The organism is Oerskovia gallyi, from assembly GCF_014836745.1.
Taxonomy (GTDB): Bacteria; Actinomycetota; Actinomycetes; order Actinomycetales; family Cellulomonadaceae; genus Oerskovia; species Oerskovia paurometabola.
Genome location: NZ_JACSQE010000011.1, coordinates 139,257 through 158,912, shown reverse-complemented (window position 1 = coordinate 158,912; position 19,656 = coordinate 139,257). Strand labels below are relative to the sequence as shown.

19 protein-coding genes are annotated in these 19,656 nt (G+C 70.9%); 11 read left to right on the top strand and 8 right to left on the bottom strand.

All coding sequences use genetic code 11. From position 1 onward, the window contains the following. Nucleotides 1-44: 44 nt before the first annotated feature. The 3 genes from H9640_RS14400 to H9640_RS14390 all read right to left on the bottom strand — a co-directional run bounded on the left by H9640_RS14400 (nt 45) and on the right by H9640_RS14390 (nt 3,018). Nucleotides 45-878, bottom strand: coding sequence for an ABC transporter permease (locus H9640_RS14400; RefSeq protein ID WP_191791382.1), 834 nt, complete (start codon nt 876-878; stop codon nt 45-47). Next, nucleotides 875-1,903 carry an ATP-binding cassette domain-containing protein gene (locus H9640_RS14395; RefSeq protein ID WP_191791381.1) on the bottom strand — a complete coding sequence of 343 codons (1,029 nt, stop codon included), beginning with the start codon at nt 1,901-1,903 and terminating at the stop codon, nt 875-877. The genes H9640_RS14400 and H9640_RS14395 overlap by 4 nt, the downstream gene beginning before the upstream one ends. 176 nt (nt 1,904-2,079) lie before the next feature. After that, nucleotides 2,080-3,018, bottom strand: coding sequence for a COX15/CtaA family protein (locus H9640_RS14390; RefSeq protein ID WP_318243785.1), 939 nt, complete (start codon nt 3,016-3,018; stop codon nt 2,080-2,082). Nucleotides 3,019-3,212: 194 nt separating this feature from the next. Here H9640_RS14390 and H9640_RS14385 point away from each other — a divergent pair, with 194 nt between their 5' ends. After that, nucleotides 3,213-4,040: a hypothetical protein gene (locus tag H9640_RS14385; RefSeq protein WP_191791379.1), complete on the top strand. Its 828-nt coding sequence runs from the start codon at nt 3,213-3,215 to the stop codon at nt 4,038-4,040. A 40-nt stretch (nt 4,041-4,080) separates the two neighbouring features. Here the strand turns inward: H9640_RS14385 and H9640_RS14380 are convergent, their stop codons facing one another. Continuing rightward, nucleotides 4,081-4,887, bottom strand: coding sequence for an ABC transporter permease (locus tag H9640_RS14380; RefSeq protein ID WP_191791378.1), 807 nt, complete (start codon nt 4,885-4,887; stop codon nt 4,081-4,083). Next, on the bottom strand, nt 4,884-5,843 hold the full coding sequence (locus H9640_RS14375) for an ABC transporter ATP-binding protein (RefSeq protein ID WP_191791377.1): 960 nt from the start codon (nt 5,841-5,843) through the stop codon (nt 4,884-4,886). The genes H9640_RS14380 and H9640_RS14375 overlap by 4 nt, the downstream gene beginning before the upstream one ends. 171 nt (nt 5,844-6,014) lie before the next feature. Here H9640_RS14375 and H9640_RS14370 point away from each other — a divergent pair, with 171 nt between their 5' ends. The 8 genes from H9640_RS14370 (at nt 6,015) to H9640_RS14335 (ending at nt 13,107) form a co-directional block, all read left to right on the top strand. Beyond that, nucleotides 6,015-6,914 (top strand): helix-turn-helix transcriptional regulator, encoded by a 900-nt coding sequence (locus H9640_RS14370; protein WP_318243784.1) that lies wholly within the window; start codon nt 6,015-6,017, stop codon nt 6,912-6,914. Nucleotide 6,915: 1 nt separating this feature from the next. After that, nucleotides 6,916-8,370 (top strand): Fe-S cluster assembly protein SufB, encoded by a 1,455-nt coding sequence (gene sufB, locus H9640_RS14365; RefSeq protein WP_191791376.1) that lies wholly within the window; start codon nt 6,916-6,918, stop codon nt 8,368-8,370. Continuing rightward, nucleotides 8,371-9,603, top strand: coding sequence for a Fe-S cluster assembly protein SufD (gene sufD / locus H9640_RS14360; RefSeq protein WP_191791375.1), 1,233 nt, complete (start codon nt 8,371-8,373; stop codon nt 9,601-9,603). 10 nt (nt 9,604-9,613) lie between these two features. Beyond that, nucleotides 9,614-9,955 carry a non-heme iron oxygenase ferredoxin subunit gene (locus H9640_RS14355; protein ID WP_030152220.1) on the top strand — a complete coding sequence of 114 codons (342 nt, stop codon included), beginning with the start codon at nt 9,614-9,616 and terminating at the stop codon, nt 9,953-9,955. A 35-nt stretch (nt 9,956-9,990) separates the two neighbouring features. Continuing rightward, the gene (sufC, locus tag H9640_RS14350) at nt 9,991-10,758 is read left to right on the top strand and encodes a Fe-S cluster assembly ATPase SufC (protein ID WP_138824653.1); all 768 of its coding nucleotides are present in this window, start codon (nt 9,991-9,993) and stop codon (nt 10,756-10,758) included. Nucleotides 10,759-10,839: 81 nt separating this feature from the next. Continuing rightward, nucleotides 10,840-12,138 (top strand): cysteine desulfurase, encoded by a 1,299-nt coding sequence (locus tag H9640_RS14345; RefSeq protein ID WP_191791374.1) that lies wholly within the window; start codon nt 10,840-10,842, stop codon nt 12,136-12,138. A gap of 76 nt (nt 12,139-12,214) precedes the next feature. Continuing rightward, complete coding sequence (gene sufU / locus H9640_RS14340; RefSeq protein ID WP_191791373.1) at nt 12,215-12,763, top strand: Fe-S cluster assembly sulfur transfer protein SufU; 549 nt, start codon at nt 12,215-12,217, stop codon at nt 12,761-12,763. Continuing rightward, nucleotides 12,760-13,107, top strand: a complete 348-nt coding sequence (locus tag H9640_RS14335; protein ID WP_056647167.1) for a metal-sulfur cluster assembly factor — start codon at nt 12,760-12,762, stop codon at nt 13,105-13,107. The genes sufU and H9640_RS14335 overlap by 4 nt, the downstream gene beginning before the upstream one ends. A gap of 148 nt (nt 13,108-13,255) precedes the next feature. Here the strand turns inward: H9640_RS14335 and H9640_RS14330 are convergent, their stop codons facing one another. Continuing rightward, nucleotides 13,256-13,915 carry a Rid family hydrolase gene (locus H9640_RS14330; protein ID WP_191791372.1) on the bottom strand — a complete coding sequence of 220 codons (660 nt, stop codon included), beginning with the start codon at nt 13,913-13,915 and terminating at the stop codon, nt 13,256-13,258. 345 nt (nt 13,916-14,260) lie between these two features. On the opposite strand from H9640_RS14330, the gene H9640_RS14325 reads away from it, so the two are divergent. After that, entirely contained in the window at nt 14,261-15,874 is a 1,614-nt protein-coding gene (locus tag H9640_RS14325) for a flavin monoamine oxidase family protein (protein ID WP_191791371.1), read from the top strand. Nucleotides 15,875-16,010: 136 nt separating this feature from the next. On the opposite strand, the gene H9640_RS14320 is transcribed toward H9640_RS14325, so the two are convergent. Next, nucleotides 16,011-16,619 (bottom strand): dihydrofolate reductase family protein, encoded by a 609-nt coding sequence (locus H9640_RS14320; RefSeq protein WP_191791370.1) that lies wholly within the window; start codon nt 16,617-16,619, stop codon nt 16,011-16,013. A 107-nt stretch (nt 16,620-16,726) separates the two neighbouring features. Continuing rightward, on the bottom strand, nt 16,727-17,632 hold the full coding sequence (gene ypfJ / locus H9640_RS14315) for a KPN_02809 family neutral zinc metallopeptidase (RefSeq protein ID WP_191791369.1): 906 nt from the start codon (nt 17,630-17,632) through the stop codon (nt 16,727-16,729). 395 nt (nt 17,633-18,027) lie between these two features. On the opposite strand from ypfJ, the gene H9640_RS14310 reads away from it, so the two are divergent. Then, on the top strand, nt 18,028-19,626 hold the full coding sequence (locus H9640_RS14310; protein ID WP_191791368.1) for an ABC-F family ATP-binding cassette domain-containing protein: 1,599 nt from the start codon (nt 18,028-18,030) through the stop codon (nt 19,624-19,626). Nucleotides 19,627-19,656: the final 30 nt, after the last annotated feature.

Genomic DNA, 19,656 nt, shown 5'->3' with positions numbered 1-19,656 from the left:
CCGGGGCCCCCCCCCCCCCCCCCGCCCGTGGTCGATCGCGACGCTCAGGCCTTGCGCATGTACGCCCGCACCGTGAGCGGGGCGAAGACCGCGACGATGACCGCCGCGCCGACGAGCGAGATCACGGCGTCCGCACCGAGCACCCCGTCGTTCGTCAGCTCGCGCACCGCGGTGACCAGGTGCGAGACAGGGTTGAGGTTCACGAAGCCCTGGAGCCAGCCCGGCATGGTGTCGGGCTGGACGAACGCGTTCGACAGGAAAGTGAGCGGGAACAGGATGATCATCGAGATCCCCTGGACGCTCGACGCCGTCCGGGCGATCACGCCGAAGAACGCGAAGATCCAGCTCACGGCCCACGAGCACACGATCACGAGCAGGCCGGCCAGGACGACCGAACCCAGGCCGCCCGCCGGGCGGTAGCCCATGGCGTAGCCCATCGCGAACGTGAGCGTCGTCGCGATGCCGTACCGGACGGTGTCCGCGAGCAGCGCGCCCGACAACGGCGCGATGCGCGCGATCGGCAGCGAGCGGAAGCGGTCGAACACGCCCTTGTCCATGTCCTCGCGGAGCTGGACGCCCGTGACGACCGACGTCGTGATGACGGTCTGCACGAGGATGCCCGGGATGATGGTCGGCAGGTAGCTCACGACGTCGCCCGCGATCGCGCCGCCGAAGATGTACGTGAACATGAGCGTGAACAGGATCGGCTGGACCGTCACGTCGACGAGCTGCTCGGGCGTCCGGCGGATCTTGAGGAGCCCGCGGTACGCCATGGTGACCGTGTGGCGGACCGTCTGGCCGACGCTCGTGCGGTTGGACAGGCTGCGGTCGGAGCCGGCCTGGATCTGCTGACGGGGAGCGGTGAGGGTCGTGGTCATCGCAGGGCTTCCTCTCGCGTGCTGGTGGTGGCGTGGGCGACGTCGCCGGCGGCAGCCGTGCCCGGGCTGTCGTCCTCGACGTCGGCCGCGACGCCGTGGCCCGTGAGGGTCAGGAACACCTCGTCGAGGCTCGGCTTGTCCATGCTGATCGAGTCGACCGCGATGCGGGCCTCGCGCAGCCGGACCAGGAGGTCCGTGACCTCGTCGGGGCCCGTCACCGGGACCGTGATGCGCCGGGCCTCGGGGGACGTGGTCGCGGGCACGCCGAACGTCGTCACGATGTCGAGCGCCGACCCCAGGTCCGCGGCCGCGACGAGCCCGAGCTGGAGCGACTGGTTGCCGACCGCGTCCTTGAGCTCGTCGGCCGTGCCCTCCGCGACCACGCGGCCCCGGTCGATGACCGCGATCCGGTCCGCGAGCTGGTCCGCCTCGTCCAGGTACTGCGTCGTGAGCACGACCGTCGAACCCGTCGCGACGAGCTCGCGGATCGTGTCCCACATCTGCGCGCGGGTGCGAGGGTCGAGGCCCGTCGTGGGCTCGTCGAGGAAGATCAGCGGCGGCTGCGCGATGAGGCTCGCCGCGAGGTCCAGGCGACGGCGCATGCCGCCCGAGAAGTTCTTCAGGGGGCGCGTGGCCGCCTCGGTCAGGCCGAACGTCTCGAGGAGCTCGGCGGCCTTGCGTCGAGCCTCGGCCCGACCCAGTCCGAGCAGGCGCGAGAAGATCACGAGGTTCTCGGTCGCGCTCAGCGTCTCGTCGACCGAGGCGTACTGGCCCGTGACGCCTATGAGCTGGCGCACGACCTGGGACTCGCGGACGACGTCATGCCCGAAGACCCGGGCCTCGCCCGCGTCGGGGCGCAGGAGCGTCGCGAGCATGCTGATGGTGGTGGTCTTGCCGGCGCCGTTCGGGCCGAGCACGCCGTACACCGAGCCGGTGCGGATGCTCAGGTCGACGCCGTCGACCGCCCGGTTGTCGCCGAACGTCTTGACGAGGCCGTGTGCCTCGACCGCCCATTCGTGGGTCATGGATTCCTCCTGGTGGCTGATGGACCCAGCCTCCGGGAGGTGCCTGTCACGGCGGTGTCAGGGCGCTGTCACGTCGCTGTCGCCGCCGGGGCCCCCGGCGGCTCCCTGGACGCAGAAGGGCCACCGTCCCGAGGGGACGGTGGCCCATCTGGAACGCCGTGCGGCGCCCGGAGCGGTCAGTCGCGGACGCGGAACGAGAGCAGCGTCCAGGTGAGCGACGTGATGAGCAGGCCGGCGCCCAGCATGTGCGCCGCGACCAGGATCTCCGGCAGGCCCGTGAAGTACTGCACGTAGCCGATCAGGCCCTGCAGGAGCGTCACGGCGACCAGCACCACGACGGCCTTGCGGGCACGGGCGGGCGCGTCGGCCTGTCGGAGGACCCGCACCGCGAGCACGACGAGCACGATCAGGAAGAGCCACACCGAGGCCGCGTGGAGCTTGCTGACGAGCGCCGGGTCGAGGGCGAAGCGGTACGCGACCTCGTCGTCGCCCCCGTGCGGGCCCGAGCCCGTGGCCAGGACCCCCAGGACGAGGAGCGGCACCGAGACGGCCGCGAGCACGCGACCCACGACACGGGTGCCCGCGTCGACGACGGCCACAGGCGCCTTGTCGCCCTCGCCGTGGCGGTAGAGCAGGTACGCCGAGACCCACACGAGCGCGGCCGAGACGAGGAAGTGGAACCCGACGACCGCGGGGTGCAGGTGCAGCAGCACCGTGATGCCGCCGATCACGGCCTGCGCCGCGACACCACCGAGCGGCGCCCAGCCGAGTCGCCGGTACGAGGACGAGCGCGAAGCGTCCGTCCACACGAGCAGCAGGAGCGCGACCGCGATGATCCCCAGCACGCCCGTGAGCGTGCGGTTGCCGAACTCGATGATCGGGTGGATCGACATCGCGGAGTGGAACTCGGGCGTGAAGCTCCCGGGCTCGCACAGCGGCCACGTCGAGCAGCCGAGCCCGGAGCCCGTCAGACGCACCGCGCCCCCGGTCACGATGATGCCGATCTGGCCGACGAGGTTCGCGACGAGGACCGGTCGGGTCCAGCGGCGGAAGCGGCCGACCTTCGCGTACCAGGCGGGGGAGGTGGGTACGGGGGCGAGTTCTGCGCTGCTCACCGTCCAAAGGTAGCCGCGCGCGGAGCGGCGCCCGCCATCCGGGCGCGGCGTCCGGGTGTGATGTTGGCCCGGATCGGGCGCGGGGCCGCGGGAGAGCGAGCGGGCAGGCTCCGAGAGGCGAGCGTCGAGCAGGCGAGTTCTTGACACGACCGATACTCTGACGAGACTTTTTCTCGACCGTCCAGGGGGTTCGCATGGTTGCTCGCCGTCCATCCGTCGTCGCTCGGCCCGGCCGCCTGCTGGCGGTGACCCTGACCCTGGGCGTCCTCGCAGGCTGCACGTCAGGGGACCAGGCGCAGCCGGGCCCGAGCGCAGCGCACGCGACGGACGGTGGAGGGACGAGCGCGCCGTCGGACCCGACGCCGAGCCCGACCTCGACCGCCGTGGACGGAGCAGGGGACGGCACCCAGGAACCGCCCGTGGTGACAGGACCTGCGGACGGCCCCGACGAGCACGTGCCGGACCCCGAGGAGCTGCGCCGGGTGCTGGTCGACACCTACACCCCGCTCATGGTGCTCCAGCCCCAGGGGTTCTCGGTGTCCCACAGGTTCCAGGCCCGTGACGGGTGGACCGTCCTGAGCTCGAACGGGAGGTGCGCCCTGTCCACCACCACGACCGCGGCTCCGACCGACGGCCCGACGGACGACGTCCCGGGCGCCGCACGGGACGCGTCGTTCGCGGTGCTCCGGGACGTCCTCGCCGCCGAGCGGGGTGCGAAGAACGTGTCCGCCGAGTTCGAGTCCCTCGTGCTCGGGGAGGAGCGGACCGAGCCACGGAAGGGCACCAACGTCGCGACCCAGGAGTGGACCGTCGACCGCGCAGGGTCGCCGGTCCGGAGCAGGGTCCTCGTCCGGGCGAGGACGTTCACGAGCTACTCCGGGGTGGCGATGCGGACCAGCACCGTCCTGTCCTTCGAGTGCACTGGCACGACGATCGACGAGAAGGCGTGGACCGCCGTGCTGGAGTGGCTGCGCCTGCCCGCCACGGCGGCAGAGGCCGCGGGGGCCTGGCCCGGCGCCTGAGGCGACCTGGGGCCGGCGGCCCCTCGGTGCCGGCAGACCCTCAGTGCCAGCGGAACAGCTTGCCCGCTCCCCACCCGAGGGCCGCGGTCCAGCCGAGCAGCACGACCACCGAGAACGCGGGCACCTCGCCGAGGAGCAGCGCTCCCCGCATGGCCTCGCCGAGCGCGCCCGACGGCAGCAGCAGCGCGACCTGCTCGAGCGCCCCGGGGAGCTGGGCCGCAGGGACGAGCACGCCGCCCGCGACGGTCAGCAGGACGAGCAGCAGGTTCGCGACCGCGAGCACGCCCTCGGCGCGCAGCGTCCCCGCGAGCAGGAGTGCGAGGCTCGTGAACGCCGCGGTGCCGAGCAGCACCGCGAGCAGCGCGGGCAGGATCCCCGCCGGGTCCGGGGACCAGCCCAGGGCGAGCGCGACCCCGCCGAGCACGACCACCTGGACCACCTCGACCGCGAGCACCCCGAGGATCTTCCCCGCGAGCAGGCCTCCGCGGCCCAGCGGCGTCGTGGACAGCAGCCGCAGGACGCCGTTGCGACGGTCGAACGCCGTCGCGATGGCCTGCGACGTGAACGCCGTCGACATGACGGCCAGCGCCAGGACGCCCGGGGTCACGAAGTCGATGCGCGAGTACCCCTGCGTGTCGAGGTCGATGAAGGACGTGCGAGCGAGCCCGACGAGCAGCATCACGGGCAGGATGATCGTCACGAGCAGCTGCTCACCGTTGCGCAGGATCATGCGCGTCTCGAACGCCGTCTGCGACGCGACCCGGCGCCACGCGGGGGCGGCTCCGTCTGTCGCGGCCGGCGCGGCGGGGTCCGAGGCGACCGGGCCGGCCGTCGTCTGGTCGGTCATCGGAGCTCTCGTCCTGTCAGGTCGAGGAACACGTCCTCGAGGGTGCGGCGGCCGATCGTCAGGCGCGAGGCGAGCGCTCCCTCGTCCGCGAGCCACGCGGTCACGACGGCGACGGTCGACGGGTCGACCGGCCCGGTCACGCTGTACGAGCCGGGCTGCGTCTCGGTGACGGTCCACGCCGAGGCGGGCGACGTCGTCGGGCCGGACTCGACCCGCTTGCGGAGCGCACCGGTGTCCAGGCCCTCGCGGGCCTCCAGGCGCAGCGTGCGGTTCCCGTCCGCGGACGGGCCCGCGTGCAGGAGCTCGGCGGTCGCGCCCGAGGCGATGACCTGCCCGTGGTCCACGATGTACACGTGGTCCGCGAGGTCCTCGGCCTCGTCCATGAGGTGCGTCGTCAGGACGATCCCGACGCCGTCCGCGCGCAGCTCGCGCACGAGCTCCCACACCGCGTGGCGGCTCTGGGGGTCCATGCCCGCGCTCGGCTCGTCGAGGAACACGACCTCGGGGCGGCCCACGATCGCCGCGGCGAGCGCGAGGCGTTGACGTTGACCGCCCGACAGGCGCCGGACCGTCGTCCGGGCGAAGCTCGCGAGCCCCAGGCGTTCCGTGATCTCCGCCACGTCGCGAGGGTTCGCGTACATCGACGCGACGTGGTGCAGCATCTCCAGCGCGCGCACGCCCGTGGGCAGCCCGCCGTCCTGGAGCATGACCCCGACGCGCGGGCGCAGGTCGCGCGCGTTCAGCAGGGGGTCGAGGCCGAGGACCCGCACGCTGCCCTCGTCGGGGGCGCGCAGGCCTTCGCAGCACTCGATCGTGGTGGTCTTGCCGGCCCCGTTGGGGCCGAGGACGGCGGTCACGGCGCCTCGGGAGGCGGTCAGGCTCAGGTGGTCGACGACCGCCCGGCCGTCATAACGCTTGACCACGTCCTGGAGGACGACGGCGGGGGAGTCGGGCACGGTGGCGATTGTAGGGGAGCCGGCTGGGGGTGGCTGTGAGGTACGCCTTGCTTGCGTCGGAACAATTAGCGCATGAGACTGTTACCTATATCGATGACGCCTCCCGGGATCTTTGCGCGCCCGTGGGCCAGGCGGAAGGAACCCAGCAGGCCGACGACGTGGAGGTGAGGAATGAGCGACGACGCACCTACCTCCCGCGCCGTGCCGCCCGCAGGACCCCTCGCCCTCCAGGGCCCGAACGACATGCACGCCCCAGTCGACGGGGACGGCACCACGCGCGAGCGCGTGCTCGCGCTCATCGTCTCCGACGGTCCCGTGAGCGCTGCCTCGCTCGCGACCGACCTCGGCCTCACGCCCGCAGGCGTCCGCCGTCACCTCGCCCAGCTCGAGACCGACGGGCTCATCGCCGTCCACGAGTCGGGCGCGGGCACCGGGATGCGCGGGCGTCCTGCCCGCCACTACGTCGCCACGAACCGCGGCCAGTCCGAGCTCTCGGGCGCCTACCCCGACCTCGCGACGCAGGCGCTGCGCTACCTGCGGGACGTCGCCGGGGAGGACGCGGTCGAGGAGTTCGCGCACCGCCGCCTCGAGGAGCTCACCGACCGCTACGCGAGCCGCATCACGGCCGACGACGTCGCGGGCCGTGCCGAGCAGCTCGCCACGGTCCTCGCGGAGGACGGGTTCGCGGCGAGCGTGCGCCCCGTCGCCGGGACCGCGACCGTCCAGCTCTGCCAGGGGCACTGCCCCGTCCAGCACGTCGCCGAGGAGTTCCCCCAGCTCTGCGACGCCGAGGCCCAGGTCTTCTCCCAGCTCCTCGGCTCGCACGTCCAGCGGCTCGCGACCCTCGCGGGCGGCGGGCACGCCTGCACGACCAACGTCCCCGTGCTCCCCGCGGTGACCCGCGCCCCCGAGGCGAGCGACGCCGTCGGGTACCAGACCACCGGACGCCGTGCCACCGCGCGCGGACCGCGCGCCCCGGCGCACCCCCCAGCACGACACCCCGAACCGACAGGTTCATCGACCATCGCCCCACCGCCCCCCTCCGTCGTCGACGGAACGTGGAAGGAATGACATGAGCGCTCCCACCCAGGACACCGCCGGCGTGTCCCAGAGCACCGGCCAGTCCGACGAGGAGATCATCGCCTCGATCGGCTCCTACGGCTACGGCTGGCACGACAAGGACGACGCCGGCGCGACGGCGCAGCGTGGCCTCTCCGAGGCGGTCGTGCGCAACATCTCCGCGCTCAAGAGCGAGCCCGAGTGGATGCTGAACTACCGCCTCAAGGCCCTGCGCCTGTTCGACAAGAAGCCCATGCCCAACTGGGGCAGCGACCTGTCGGGCATCGACTTCGACAACATCAAGTACTTCGTGCGGTCCACCGAGAAGCAGGCGACCTCGTGGGACGACCTGCCCGAGGACATCAAGGAGACCTACGACAAGCTCGGCATCCCCGAGGCGGAGAAGCAGCGCCTCGTCGCCGGCGTCGCGGCCCAGTACGAGTCCGAGGTGGTCTACCACCAGATCAACGAGGAGCTCGAGAAGCAGGGCGTCATCTTCCTCGACACCGACACCGCGCTGCGCGAGCACCCCGAGCTCTTCCAGGAGTACTTCGGCACCGTCATCCCCTCGGGTGACAACAAGTTCGCCGCGCTCAACTCGTCCGTGTGGTCCGGCGGCTCGTTCGTCTACGTCCCCCCGGGCGTCCACGTCGAGATCCCGCTCCAGGCCTACTTCCGCATCAACACGGAGAACATGGGCCAGTTCGAGCGCACGCTGATCATCGCGGACGAGGGCTCGTACGTGCACTACGTCGAGGGCTGCACCGCCCCGATCTACTCGAGCGACTCGCTGCACTCCGCGGTCGTCGAGATCATCGTCAAGAAGAACGCCCGCGTGCGTTACACGACCATCCAGAACTGGTCGAACAACGTGTACAACCTCGTCACCAAGCGTGCGACGGCCGCCGAGGGCGCGACGATGGAGTGGGTCGACGGCAACATCGGCTCCAAGGTCACCATGAAGTACCCCGCGATCTACCTGCTCGGCGAGCACGCCAAGGGCGAGACGCTGTCGATCGCGTTCGCGGGCGAGGGCCAGCACCAGGACGCGGGCGCCAAGATGGTGCACGCCGCCCCCCACACGTCCTCCTCGATCGTCTCGAAGTCCGTGGCGCGCGGCGGTGGGCGCACGTCCTACCGCGGTCTCGTCCAGGTCCTCGAGGGAGCGGAGCACTCCGCCTCCACCGTTCTGTGCGACGCGCTGCTCGTCGACCAGATCTCCCGGTCCGACACCTACCCGTACGTCGACGTCCGCGAGGACGACGTGTCGATGGGTCACGAGGCGACCGTGTCGCGCGTGAGCGAGGACCAGCTGTTCTACCTCATGTCCCGAGGCATGGCGGAGACCGAGGCCATGGCCATGATCGTGCGCGGGTTCGTCGAGCCCATCGCCCGTGAGCTGCCCATGGAGTACGCGCTCGAGCTCAACCGCCTCATCGAACTGCAGATGGAAGGGTCCGTCGGCTAAATGACTACTACTGCGAGCACCACACAGACCGAGCCGGTCGGCCTGAGCACGGACCACTCCCAGGCCGTCCAGGACGGCGCTCACTCGCACGGGGTCGGCGGCACGCCGCAGGGCTCCCGCGCCGAGCGCATCACCTCGTTCGACCCGGCCGTCATCACCGAGCCCACGGGCCGCGAGGAGGAGTGGCGCTTCTCCCCGGTCAAGCGCCTCGCCCCGCTGTTCTCGACCCAGCTCGGCAGCGCCGGCGTGCGCACGACCGTGGTCGAGGCCCCCGAGGTCAACGTCGCGATCGTCGGCCGTGACGACGAGCGCCTCGGCCGTGCGGGCGTCCCGGGCGACCGCACCGCCGTGACCGCGTGGAACGCGTTCGCCGAGGCGACCGTCGTCACGATCCCGGCCGAGGCCGTGGCCAGCGACATCACGTCCGTGCGCATCGAAGGACTGTCCGACGAGCCCACCGCGACGCACCTGCTGATCCAGGCCGAGCGCCACAGCGAGTCCGTCGTGGTCATCGACCACGTGGGCTCCGCGACGCTCACCGAGACCGTCGAGATCGTCGTCGAGGACGGCGCGCACCTCACGGTCGTCTCCGTGCAGGACTGGAGCGCGGGCGCCGTGCACGCGAGCTCGCACCGCGCTCGCATCGGCCGCGACGCCAAGCTCAAGCACGTCGTCGTGACCTTCGGCGGAGACGTCGTCCGTGTGACCCCGGACGCCGAGTTCACCGGTACCGGTGGCGAGGTCGAGATGGTCGGCCTGTACTTCGCGGACGCCGACCAGCACCAGGAGCACCGCCTCTTCGTCGACCACGCCGTGCCGAGCTGCAAGTCGCGCGTCACCTACAAGGGCGCGCTGCAGGGCGAGGGCGCGCACACGGTCTGGGTCGGCGACGTGCTGATCCGTACCGAGGCCGAGGGCACCGACACCTACGAGCTCAACCGCAACCTCGTCCTGTCGGACGGCGCGCGCGCGGACTCGGTGCCGAACCTCGAGATCGAGACGGGCCTCATCGAGGGAGCCGGGCACGCCTCGGCGACCGGCCGCTTCGACGACGAGCAGCTCTTCTACCTGCAGGCGCGCGGCATCCCCGAGGCCGACGCGCGTCGCCTCGTGGTCCGCGGGTTCTTCGCCGAGCTCATCCAGGAGATCGGCGTCCCCTCGGTCGAGGAGCGCCTGCTCACCTCGATCGAGGCCGAGCTCGCCAAGTCGATGAGCGTCATCGAAGGCCGGTGACCCGACCCGCATGACTGCACAGCTTGCTTGCATGACCGACGACGTGGCGCCCGAGGAGGCGCTGCGTGTGGAGCTCGAGGGCGAGAGCGGCCCCGTCGAGGTCGCGGTCGTCCGCGACGGCGACGGGAACTGGCACGCCATCTCGGACATCTGCTCCCACGGCGCGGTCTCGCTGTCCGACGGCGAGGTCGAGGGCTGCTTCATCGAGTGCTGGCTGCACGGCTCGCAGTTCGACCTGCGGACCGGCATGCCCACCGCGCTGCCCGCGATGCGCCCCGTGCCCGTCTACCCGGTCACGATCGACGGCGAGCGCGTGCTCGTCGACATCGACCAGACCGTCTCCCCGTCCTGACCCCCTGAACTTTCTCGAATACTGGAGAACACCACATGTCCACTCTGGAGATCCGCGACCTGCACGTCAGCGTCGAGACCAAGGAAGGGCCGAAGCCGATCCTGCGCGGCGTCGACCTGACCATCAACGCGGGCGAGACCCACGCGATCATGGGCCCCAACGGCTCGGGCAAGTCGACCCTCGCCTACTCGATCGCCGGCCACCCCAAGTACACGATCACGAGCGGCACCGTGACGCTCGACGGCGAGGACGTCCTCGCGATGACGGTCGACGAGCGCGCCCGCGCGGGCATGTTCCTCGCCATGCAGTACCCGGTCGAGGTCCCCGGCGTGTCCGTCTCGAACTTCCTGCGCACCGCCAAGACCGCGATCGACGGCGAGGCCCCCGCGCTGCGCACGTGGGTCAAGGACGTCAAGGGCGCCATGGAGAACCTGCGCATGGACTCGTCCTTCGCGGAGCGCTCGGTCAACGAGGGCTTCTCCGGTGGTGAGAAGAAGCGCCACGAGATCCTGCAGATGGAGCTCCTCAAGCCGAGCATCGCGATCCTCGACGAGACCGACTCGGGCCTCGACGTCGACGCGCTGCGCATCGTCTCCGAGGGCGTCAACCGCGCCAAGGAGTCCACGGACGTCGGCGTGCTGCTCATCACGCACTACACGCGCATCCTGCGCTACATCAAGCCGGACTTCGTGCACGTGTTCGTCGACGGCCGCATCGCCGAGGAGGGCGGCCCCGAGCTCGCCGACCGTCTCGAGAACGAGGGCTACGACCGCTTCCTGACGACGGGCGCGGCCACGGCCTGACCTGGGCCTGCGGGTGGCCGGTCCGCCGGCCACCCGCCCGCCAGATCTCGGCGGGCACCTGACACCTTGAGGAGACTTCCGATGACCACCACCGACACCGTGCGGGCCGGGCTGAGCGCCACCGAGCTCGCCGCCGTGCGAGCCGACTTCCCGCTGCTCGCCCGCACGGTGCGGGGTGGCCGTCCGCTCGTCTACCTCGACTCGGGCGCCACGTCGCAGAAGCCGCAGGTCGTCCTCGACACCGAGGTCGACTTCTACGAGGAGCGCAACGCCGCGGTGCACCGCGGCGCGCACCAGCTCGCGGAGGAGGCGACCGAGGCGTTCGAGGACGCCCGGTCGGCGGTCGCCCGCTTCGTGGGGGCCGACGCAGACGAGATCGTCTGGACGTCCGGGGCGACGGCCGCGATCAACCTCGTCACGTACGCGCTGTCCAACGCGACGATCGGTCGTGGGGGAGAGGCGGCCCGCCGCTTCGCCCTGGCGCCGGGCGACGAGATCGTCCTGACCGAGGCCGAGCACCACGCCAACCTCGTGCCGTGGCAGGAGCTCGCCGCGCGCACGGGCGCCGTGCTGCGCTGGTTCGGCGTCGACGACGACGGGCGCATCCGCGTCGACGAGGCGGACTCGGTCATCACCGAGCGCACGCGTGTCGTCGCGTTCACGCACGCCTCGAACGTGACGGGCGCGATCACGCCAGTCGCGCCGATCGTGGCACGGGCCAAGGAGGTCGGGGCGCTCACGTTCCTCGACGCGTGCCAGTCCGTGCCGCACCTGCCCGTGGACCTGCACGCCCTCGACGTCGACTTCGCGGCGTTCTCGGGGCACAAGATGCTCGGCCCCACGGGGATCGGGGCGCTCTACGGGCGCCGTGAGCTGCTCGAGGCGCTGCCCCCGGTCACGACCGGCGGGTCCATGATCGAGGTCGTCACCATGACCGAGGCCACGTACATGCCGCCGCCGCAGCGCTTCGAGGCCGGCACGCAGGCCGTCGCGCAGATCGTCGGCCTCGGCGTCGCCGCGCAGTACCTCGACGAGCTGGGCATGGAGAACGTCGCCGCCCACGAGCACGACCTCGCGGTCGAGCTCCTCAAGATCGCCGACGTCCCGGGCGTGCGGATCATCGGCCCGGCCACACCGGAGGACCGCCTCGCGGTCGTCTCGTTCGTCGTCGAGGGCGTCCACGCGCACGACGTGGGCCAGGTGCTCGACGCCGCCGGGATCGCCGTGCGGGTCGGTCACCACTGCGCGCAGCCCCTGCACCGCCGGTTCGGGATCGCCGCCACGGCGCGCGCCTCGGCCTCGGTGTACACGACGTCCGAGGACGTCACGGCGTTCCGGGAAGGTTTGGCGGGGGTCCGGGCGTTCTTCTCAGTGGACTGAGAACCCGCACGTCCCTCACTTGTTCGCGCGGTCCCCACGGCCACGCAGGATGTACCGAAGGAGCACGACCCCCGCCATGAGCAGCTCGTTGGAGCAGATGTACCAGCAGGTCATCCTCGACCACGCGAAGTCCCCCCACGGGCGAGGCTTCGTGGAACTCTCGGAGGGGCACCTGCACGGTGAGTCGCACCAGATCAACCCCACGTGCGGCGACGAGGTCACGATGCGCGTCGAGTTCGACACCGCCGACCCGCAGTCCCCGACCATCTCGAGCGTGAGCTGGGAGGGGCAGGGCTGCAGCATCTCGCAGGCTTCCCTGTCGGTGCTCACGGACCTCGTCACCGGGGCACCCGTCGCGGAGTCCGAGCACCTCGGCGACGTCTTCCGCCAGCTCATGCAGTCGCGCGGCAAGGGCCTCGACGACGACCTCGAGGACCAGCTCGGCGACGCCACGGCCTTCACCGGGGTCGCACAGTTCCCGGCCCGCATCAAGTGCGCGCTGCTCGGCTGGGCCGCGCTGCGTGACACCCTGGCGACGTCGGGGGTCCTCACGGACGCCCACTCCACCCAGCAGCCCGCGCTCGACCAGACCACGTCCCCTCAGTCACCTCAGGAGAACCGATGACGACCGAGACCCCCGCCGCCTCCGCGGCGCCGACCCCGCCGACCGCGGCCGACGTCGAGGAGGCCATGCGCGACGTCATCGACCCCGAGCTCGGGATCAACGTCGTAGACCTCGGCCTCGTCTACGGCATCCAGGTCGACCAGAACAACCACGCGGTCATCGACATGACGCTCACGTCCGCGGCCTGCCCGCTGACCGACGTCATCGAGGACCAGACGGCGCAGTCCCTCGACGGGCTGATCGACGGCTTCCGGGTCAACTGGGTCTGGATGCCGCCGTGGGGCCCCGAGAAGATCACGCAGGACGGCAAGGACCAGCTGCGCGCGCTGGGTTTCAACGTCTGACGTCAGCCCTCACTGAGGGTCGTGCGTCGAAGGGGCCGTCGTTCCTCCCGGAACGGCGGCCCCTTCGACGTGCTCGTCAGTTCGTGCCCGCCGACCGGGGGGACATGGCCGGCGGCCGGTCAGCCCGCGCGAGCCGCGGCGCCCGCACTCACTTCGAGTGCTTGTGGTCCGTCCCCGGGTAGACGGCGTCCACCTCGACCTCGACGAGCCACCCGTTGACCGGCAGGTTCTCGATCTCGAGCGCGAAGCGCGAGGGACGCGCCTCGTTGACGACCATCGGCTGAGTCGTCACGGAGCCGAGCTGGACGTCGAGCGTCGCGCCGGTCGCGAGGTTCGTGTTGGCGAAGAACTGACGGTACGCGCGGTTCCACCCCGCGAAGTCCATCTTCGCCTCGCCCTCGGGGTTCTGCAGGAAGACCCGCATCGAGACGACGTCCTCATAGGACAGCCCGGCCTTCGTGAGGTTCTCACCGATGCGCATGAGGGCGTTGATGCCCTGGGCCTCGGTGAGCGTGACCCCGGCGGGCAGCTGTCCGCCCGGGAAGACGTCGATCGGGATGTACCGTGCCTCGGCCGACACGCCGGGGGCCGTGTTCATCGCCGACGGACCGAGTCCCGAGGACTTGTACCAGGAGACGTTCTTGCCGATCGCGACGCCGTCGGCGATCGAGGCCGTGTCGCCCGTGATGAACGAGACGGCCTCGGTGGGCGCGGGCTCGAAGAGCTTGCCCTTCGCGTAGGCGGTGCCCGGGACGGCGACGGCTGCGGTCACGACGACCGCGGCGATGACCTTGACGCTGTTCTTCATGAGGACCTCCGGTGGCGGTGCAGCGCGCGGGGGCGCCTGGCACGTGTTCGGTCCGGCGGGTACCGGATGGCGAGGACCGTAGTGAGGTGCCGTTTCGGCGCGATGAACGCGGAGGTTCGGGCTGAAGTCGGACTGATGCCTCGTATCACCCGATCCACATGCAGAGGGCATCCGACCGGAACCTCGCGAAACAGACTTGTTACTACCCGCAACTGTCAGGAAACGCTGGAGAACCGTCCTGGGAACGTACGGCGCCTAGCGTCACGCACGGTGCTGGCGGCGGCACCCGGCGCGTGCGGCCGTGAACCCCGTCCGTCAGACCGACAAGACGAGAGGTAGGGCATCGTGGTCTCAGAGAACGACTCCTCCGGCGTCTCACGCCGAAGCTTCCTCCAGGCGGTCGGCGTGGGTTCGAGCGCCGGCGTCATGTTCGCGACGATGGGCGCCGTCGGGCTGGCTCCGACGGCTGCGGCGCAGCCGCGGAACGAGTCCTGGACCCCTCCCCAGGGCAGCGACTTCTCGCTGACCGGGCGCTCGGCCAAGAAGGTCGTCGTCGTCGGAGCCGGTCCCGCCGGCCTGGCGTCGGCGTACGAGCTGCAGAAGGCCGGCTACAAGGTCACGGTGCTCGAGGCTCGCCACCGGGTCGGCGGTCGCACCCTCACGATCCGCGGCGGAGACTCCGAGACGGACGTCAACGGCGTCACCCAGACCGCGCGCTTCGCCGACGGCCTCTACATGAACGCGGGTGCCGGGCGCATCGCGCAGTGGATGGTCACCATGGACTACCTGCGTGAGCTGGGTGTGCCGTACGAGGTCTTCACCAATGCGAACGCCGATGCCTACCTCTACAACGAGCGCTCGGGCGCGACCCCGGGCAACCCGGTCCGCTACCGCACGGCCAAGGCCGACGTATTCGGGTACACCTCGGAGCTGCTCAGCATGGCGGCCGACCAGGGCGCGCTCGACCAGAGGCTGACCGCCGCGGACAAGGAGAACTTGCGGTCCTTCCTGCGCAGCTGGGGGTCGCTGACGGCCGACGGGAAGTACCAGGGCGGGAGCAACCGCGGGTACTCGGTCTACCCGACGGCGTGGAACGAGCACGGCACGCCGCTGCCCGGACCGGGCACGGTCTCGGAGGTGCTCGCCTCGAAGGTGGGGCAGTACTTCCCGTTCGAGATCAACTGGGAGCAGTCGATGCTCATGTTCCAGCCCAAGGGCGGCATGGACACGACCTACGAGTACTTCGTGCGCGCCATCGGCAAGCAGAACGTGCTCTTCAACTCACCGGTCACCGGCGTCGAGAACACGAGCAGCGGGGTCAAGGTCACCTACACCGCGGCGAACGGCAAGGCGCGGCAGATCGAGGTGGACTTCGCGATCGTGTCCGCTCCTGCGGGCCTCATGCGTCGCTGGGCCACCAATTGGGGGCCCGACATCGACGCCGCGCTGGGCGAGTTCGCGGTCGGCTCCCCTGCGGGCAAGATCGGGCTGCAGTACCGGTCCCGCTTCTGGGAGGACGACCACCGCATCTTCGGCGGGATCACCGAGACGGATATGGACCTGGCCCACGTCTGGTATCCGTCGTACGGGTACGGCGAGAAGAAGGGTCTCGTCGTCGGGTACTACAACACGGGGGCGAATGCGCGGGCCTATGCCGACATGACCCCCAGGCAGCGACAGATGCGCGCCGTCGAGCAGGGCGTCAAGATCCACGGCGAGAAGTACCGCACGGAGCTGGAGAGCTCGTTCTCGATCGCCTGGCACAAGGTGCCGTACATCGAGGGCGCCTGGGCGTACCCGAACACCGGGTCACCGCGGTTCAAGCAGCTCCAGCAGGGAACCGGCAACACGTACTTCGCGGGGGACTGGATGTCCGAGATCTCCGCGTGGCAGCACGGTGCCTTCTGGTCGGCGCGGTACGCGGTGCAGAACCTCCACCAGCGCGTCATGGCGACCTGATGCGCACGAGGTCCGGGTTCCCCGACTCGTTCGAGGAGCCCGGACCGGCTGCTCGTCCGGCATGCTCGTCGGCGCCTGGGCGCGGGGCGCATCGCCCGTGCCCCGGAGCGCCGGAATCCAGCCCGACCCGGCGCGTTCACCCGTCGGCTGCCGCCCCGGGCGGGCCCTCCAGGACGCGTGGGCGGTACTCGACGAACTGGATGCCGGTGTCGAAGGTGCGATGGTCGATCATCTCGAGGGCCACGTCGGGGTAGCCGTCGTAGATCCGCTCGGATCCCGTCGCGCCGGTGATCACGGGGAACATCCCGACGCGGAACCGGTCGACGAGTCCGGCGCTCAGCAGCGCCCGTGCCAGGCTGAGGCTGCCGATCGTGCTGAGGATCCCGTCCTCGTGGTCCTTCAGGGCGCGGACCGCCTCGACCGCGTCGCCGCGCACGAGCGTGGAGTTGGCCCACGTCAACGGCTCGGGGAGCGTGCTGGAGAAGACCACCTTCCGCGCGGCCGTGAGCTCGTCGACCGAGGCCTCCTCGTCGGCCGTGAACTCGTCCGTCCCCTCCGGCATCTGACCGGCCGCGAATCCCGACATCAGCCGGTAGGTGTTCGCACCCATCAGGTAGGTGACCTCGGGGTGCTCCTGCAGCCACCCGAGGTACTCAGGCCCTTCGAGCCCCCAGAACCCGGGCCAGCCCTCGCCCGACGCATAGCCGTCGAGCGAGGTGATGAAGTCGACGAGCAGCTCTGCCATGGGTCCGTCCCCGTCCGTGTCGTTCCCCTGCCGTGGCGCCGCCTGGCGGCGGCCTGGTCTCACCACTGAGACGGCGGCACGACCGGAAACTCATCGGTCCGGGGCGCTCAGAGCGTCGACGCCTCGAGCGCGTTGCAGTCCTGGAGCGTCCCGCCGTCGTAGCCCGTCATGAACCAGCGCTGGCGCTGCTCGCTCGACCCGTGGGTCCACGCCTCGGGGTTCACCGAGCCGGTCGCGGACTGCTGGATGCGGTCGTCGCCCACGGCGGACGCGGCGGAGAGGGCGTCCTTCAGCTCGTCCGGGCTGATCTCCTGCAGGAACGGCACGCCGCGGTCGGGGTCGATCGTCTTCGCCGCGGTCCCCGCCCACATGCCTGCGAGGCAGTCGGCCATGAGCTCGATGCGCACCGAGTCGGACTCGGGTCCGGTGCCGGACCGGTCCGCCGACGCCATGACCCCGGAGAGCTGTTCGATGTGGTGGCCGAACTCGTGCGCCGTGACGTACTCCTCGGCGAGCGGACCGCCCGAGGACCCGAAGCGGTCGCGCAGCTCGTCGAAGAACGAGACGTCGATGTACACGGTCTGGTCGGGCGGGCAGTAGAAGGGCCCGACAGCGCTGGTCGCCGCACCGCAGCCCGTCTGGGTCGACCCCGTGAAGCTGTAGACCTCCGGGAGGACGTACTCGACGCCGACCTGCGCGGGGAGCGCTTCAGCCCAGTAGGCGTCGAGCGACTGGGCGGTCGCCGACAGCCGGCACTCACGCTCGCTGTTGGCCTGCTCGACCGTGCACTCCTCGACGAACTGCTGCTGCGCGGTGTCCTCGGCCCCGGAAGGCTGGACCACCTGGTCGCTCACCGACCCCAGCACGCTGCCCAGGTCGCCGCCGTTGAGCAGCGCGACCACGACTGCCACGAGCACGGCGGCGAGGCCACCGCCCGCGATCACGGGTCCCTTGCCGCGCCCGCCCTTGCGGACCCGGCCACCCTCGAATGAACCACCCTCGTTGAACGTCACGGGTCAACGCTACTCGTCGCCGCAGGTCACGGCGTCCTGCGGTGCGACGTCGGGCGAGGACGGCCGGTCGGTGGTAGCGGCCCGACGGCACCGCTCACCTCGGTCGCGTCCCGCGCCCGCCCGCAGCCCGTACCGGGAAGGCGAGCGCCGCCGTCGGGCAGGCGAGGGCCGAGAACGGGCTTGAGGTCGCAACGGCGCCCGGGACGACCGCAACCCCGTCCTCAGCACCCCAGGCGCGACCAGCAGCCCGACTGTGACGGACCAGCCCGCGAAATCCCGTTCCGTGCGCGGGCTCCCGGCACTAGAATCGGTGGCGTTTGTGTCTCGCGCACAGCGCGACCGCGCGAACCCCTACGCCCCCTGAACACCTCACCATCCTGCCGGAGGAATTCTCTGTGATCACTGCCCACGCCGTCGAGCTGCGCGTCGGCGCCCGCGTCCTGCTGGACGAGGCGTCCTTCCGCATCGCAGCCGGAGACCGGATCGGCCTGGTGGGTCGCAACGGAGCGGGCAAGACCACCCTGACGAAGACCCTCGCGGGGGAGACCCAGCCCACGGCCGGGCAGATCGTGCGCACGGGAGACGTCGGCTACCTGCCGCAGGACCCGCGCACGGGCGACCTCGACGTGATCGCGATGGACCGCGTCCTCTCGGCACGTGGCCTCGACGTGCTGGTCCGCAAGATGCGTGAGACCGAGGGGGAGATGGCGAGCGCCGACGAGGAGACCCACCTCGCCGCGATGGAGCGCTACCCCAAGCTCGAGGAGCGGTTCACGGCCGCGGGCGGCTACGCCGCGGAGAGCGAGGCGCAGCGCATCACGTCGAACCTGGGCCTCGACGACCGCATCCTCGCGCAGCCCCTCAAGACTCTCTCGGGTGGCCAGCGCCGACGCATCGAGCTCGCGCGCATCCTGTTCTCGGGGGTCGAGACCCTGCTGCTCGACGAGCCGACCAACCACCTCGACGCCGACTCGATCCTGTGGCTGCGCGACTACCTGAAGAACTACTCGGGCGGGTTCGTGGTCATCAGCCACGACGTCGAGCTGCTCTCGGCGACCGTCAACAGGGTCTTCTACCTCGACGCGACGCGCGGCGTCCTCGACCAGTACAACCTGGGCTACAAGGCGTACCTCGAGCAGCGCGAGACCGACGAGCGCCGCCGTCGCCGCGAGCGCGCCAACGCCGAGAAGAAGGCCGGCACGCTGCTCGCGCAGGCCGAGAAGATGCGCGCCAAGGCCACCAAGGCCGTGGCCGCGCAGAACATGATCAAGCGCGCCGAGCGCATGCTCTCGGGCCTCGAGGGCGAGCGCGTGAGCGACAAGGTCGCCAAGCTGCGGTTCCCCACCCCGGCACCGTGCGGCCGCACGCCCATCACGGCCGAGGGACTGTCCAAGTCGTACGGGTCGCAGGAGATCTTCGCGGGTGTCGACCTCGCGATCGACCGCGGCAGCCGCGTCGTCGTCCTCGGGCTCAACGGTGCGGGCAAGACGACCCTGCTGCGCATCCTCGCGGGCGTCGAGAAGCCCGACACGGGCGAGGTCATCGCCGGGCACGGGCTCAAGCTGGGCTACTACGCCCAGGAGCACGACACGCTCGACATGGACGTGACGGTCGTCGAGAACCTGCGCCACGCCGCGCCGGACCTCACCGACACCCAGGTGCGCTCGGTCCTCGGCTCGTTCCTGTTCTCCGGCGACGACGCGAACAAGCCGACCAACGTCCTGTCCGGTGGCGAGAAGACCCGCCTCGCGCTCGCGACCATCGTCGTCTCGGGGGCGAACGTGCTGCTCCTCGACGAGCCCACCAACAACCTGGACCCGGCCTCGCGCGCCGAGATCCTCGACGCGCTCAAGAACTACGAGGGCGCGGTCGTCATGGTCACCCACGACGACGGTGCGGTCGAGGCGCTCTCCCCGGAGCGCGTCCTCCTGCTGCCCGACGGCGACGAGGACCTGTGGAACGACTCGTACGCGGAGCTCATCTCCCTCGCCTGACGCGCCAGGACGACGAACGGCCCGCCTGCT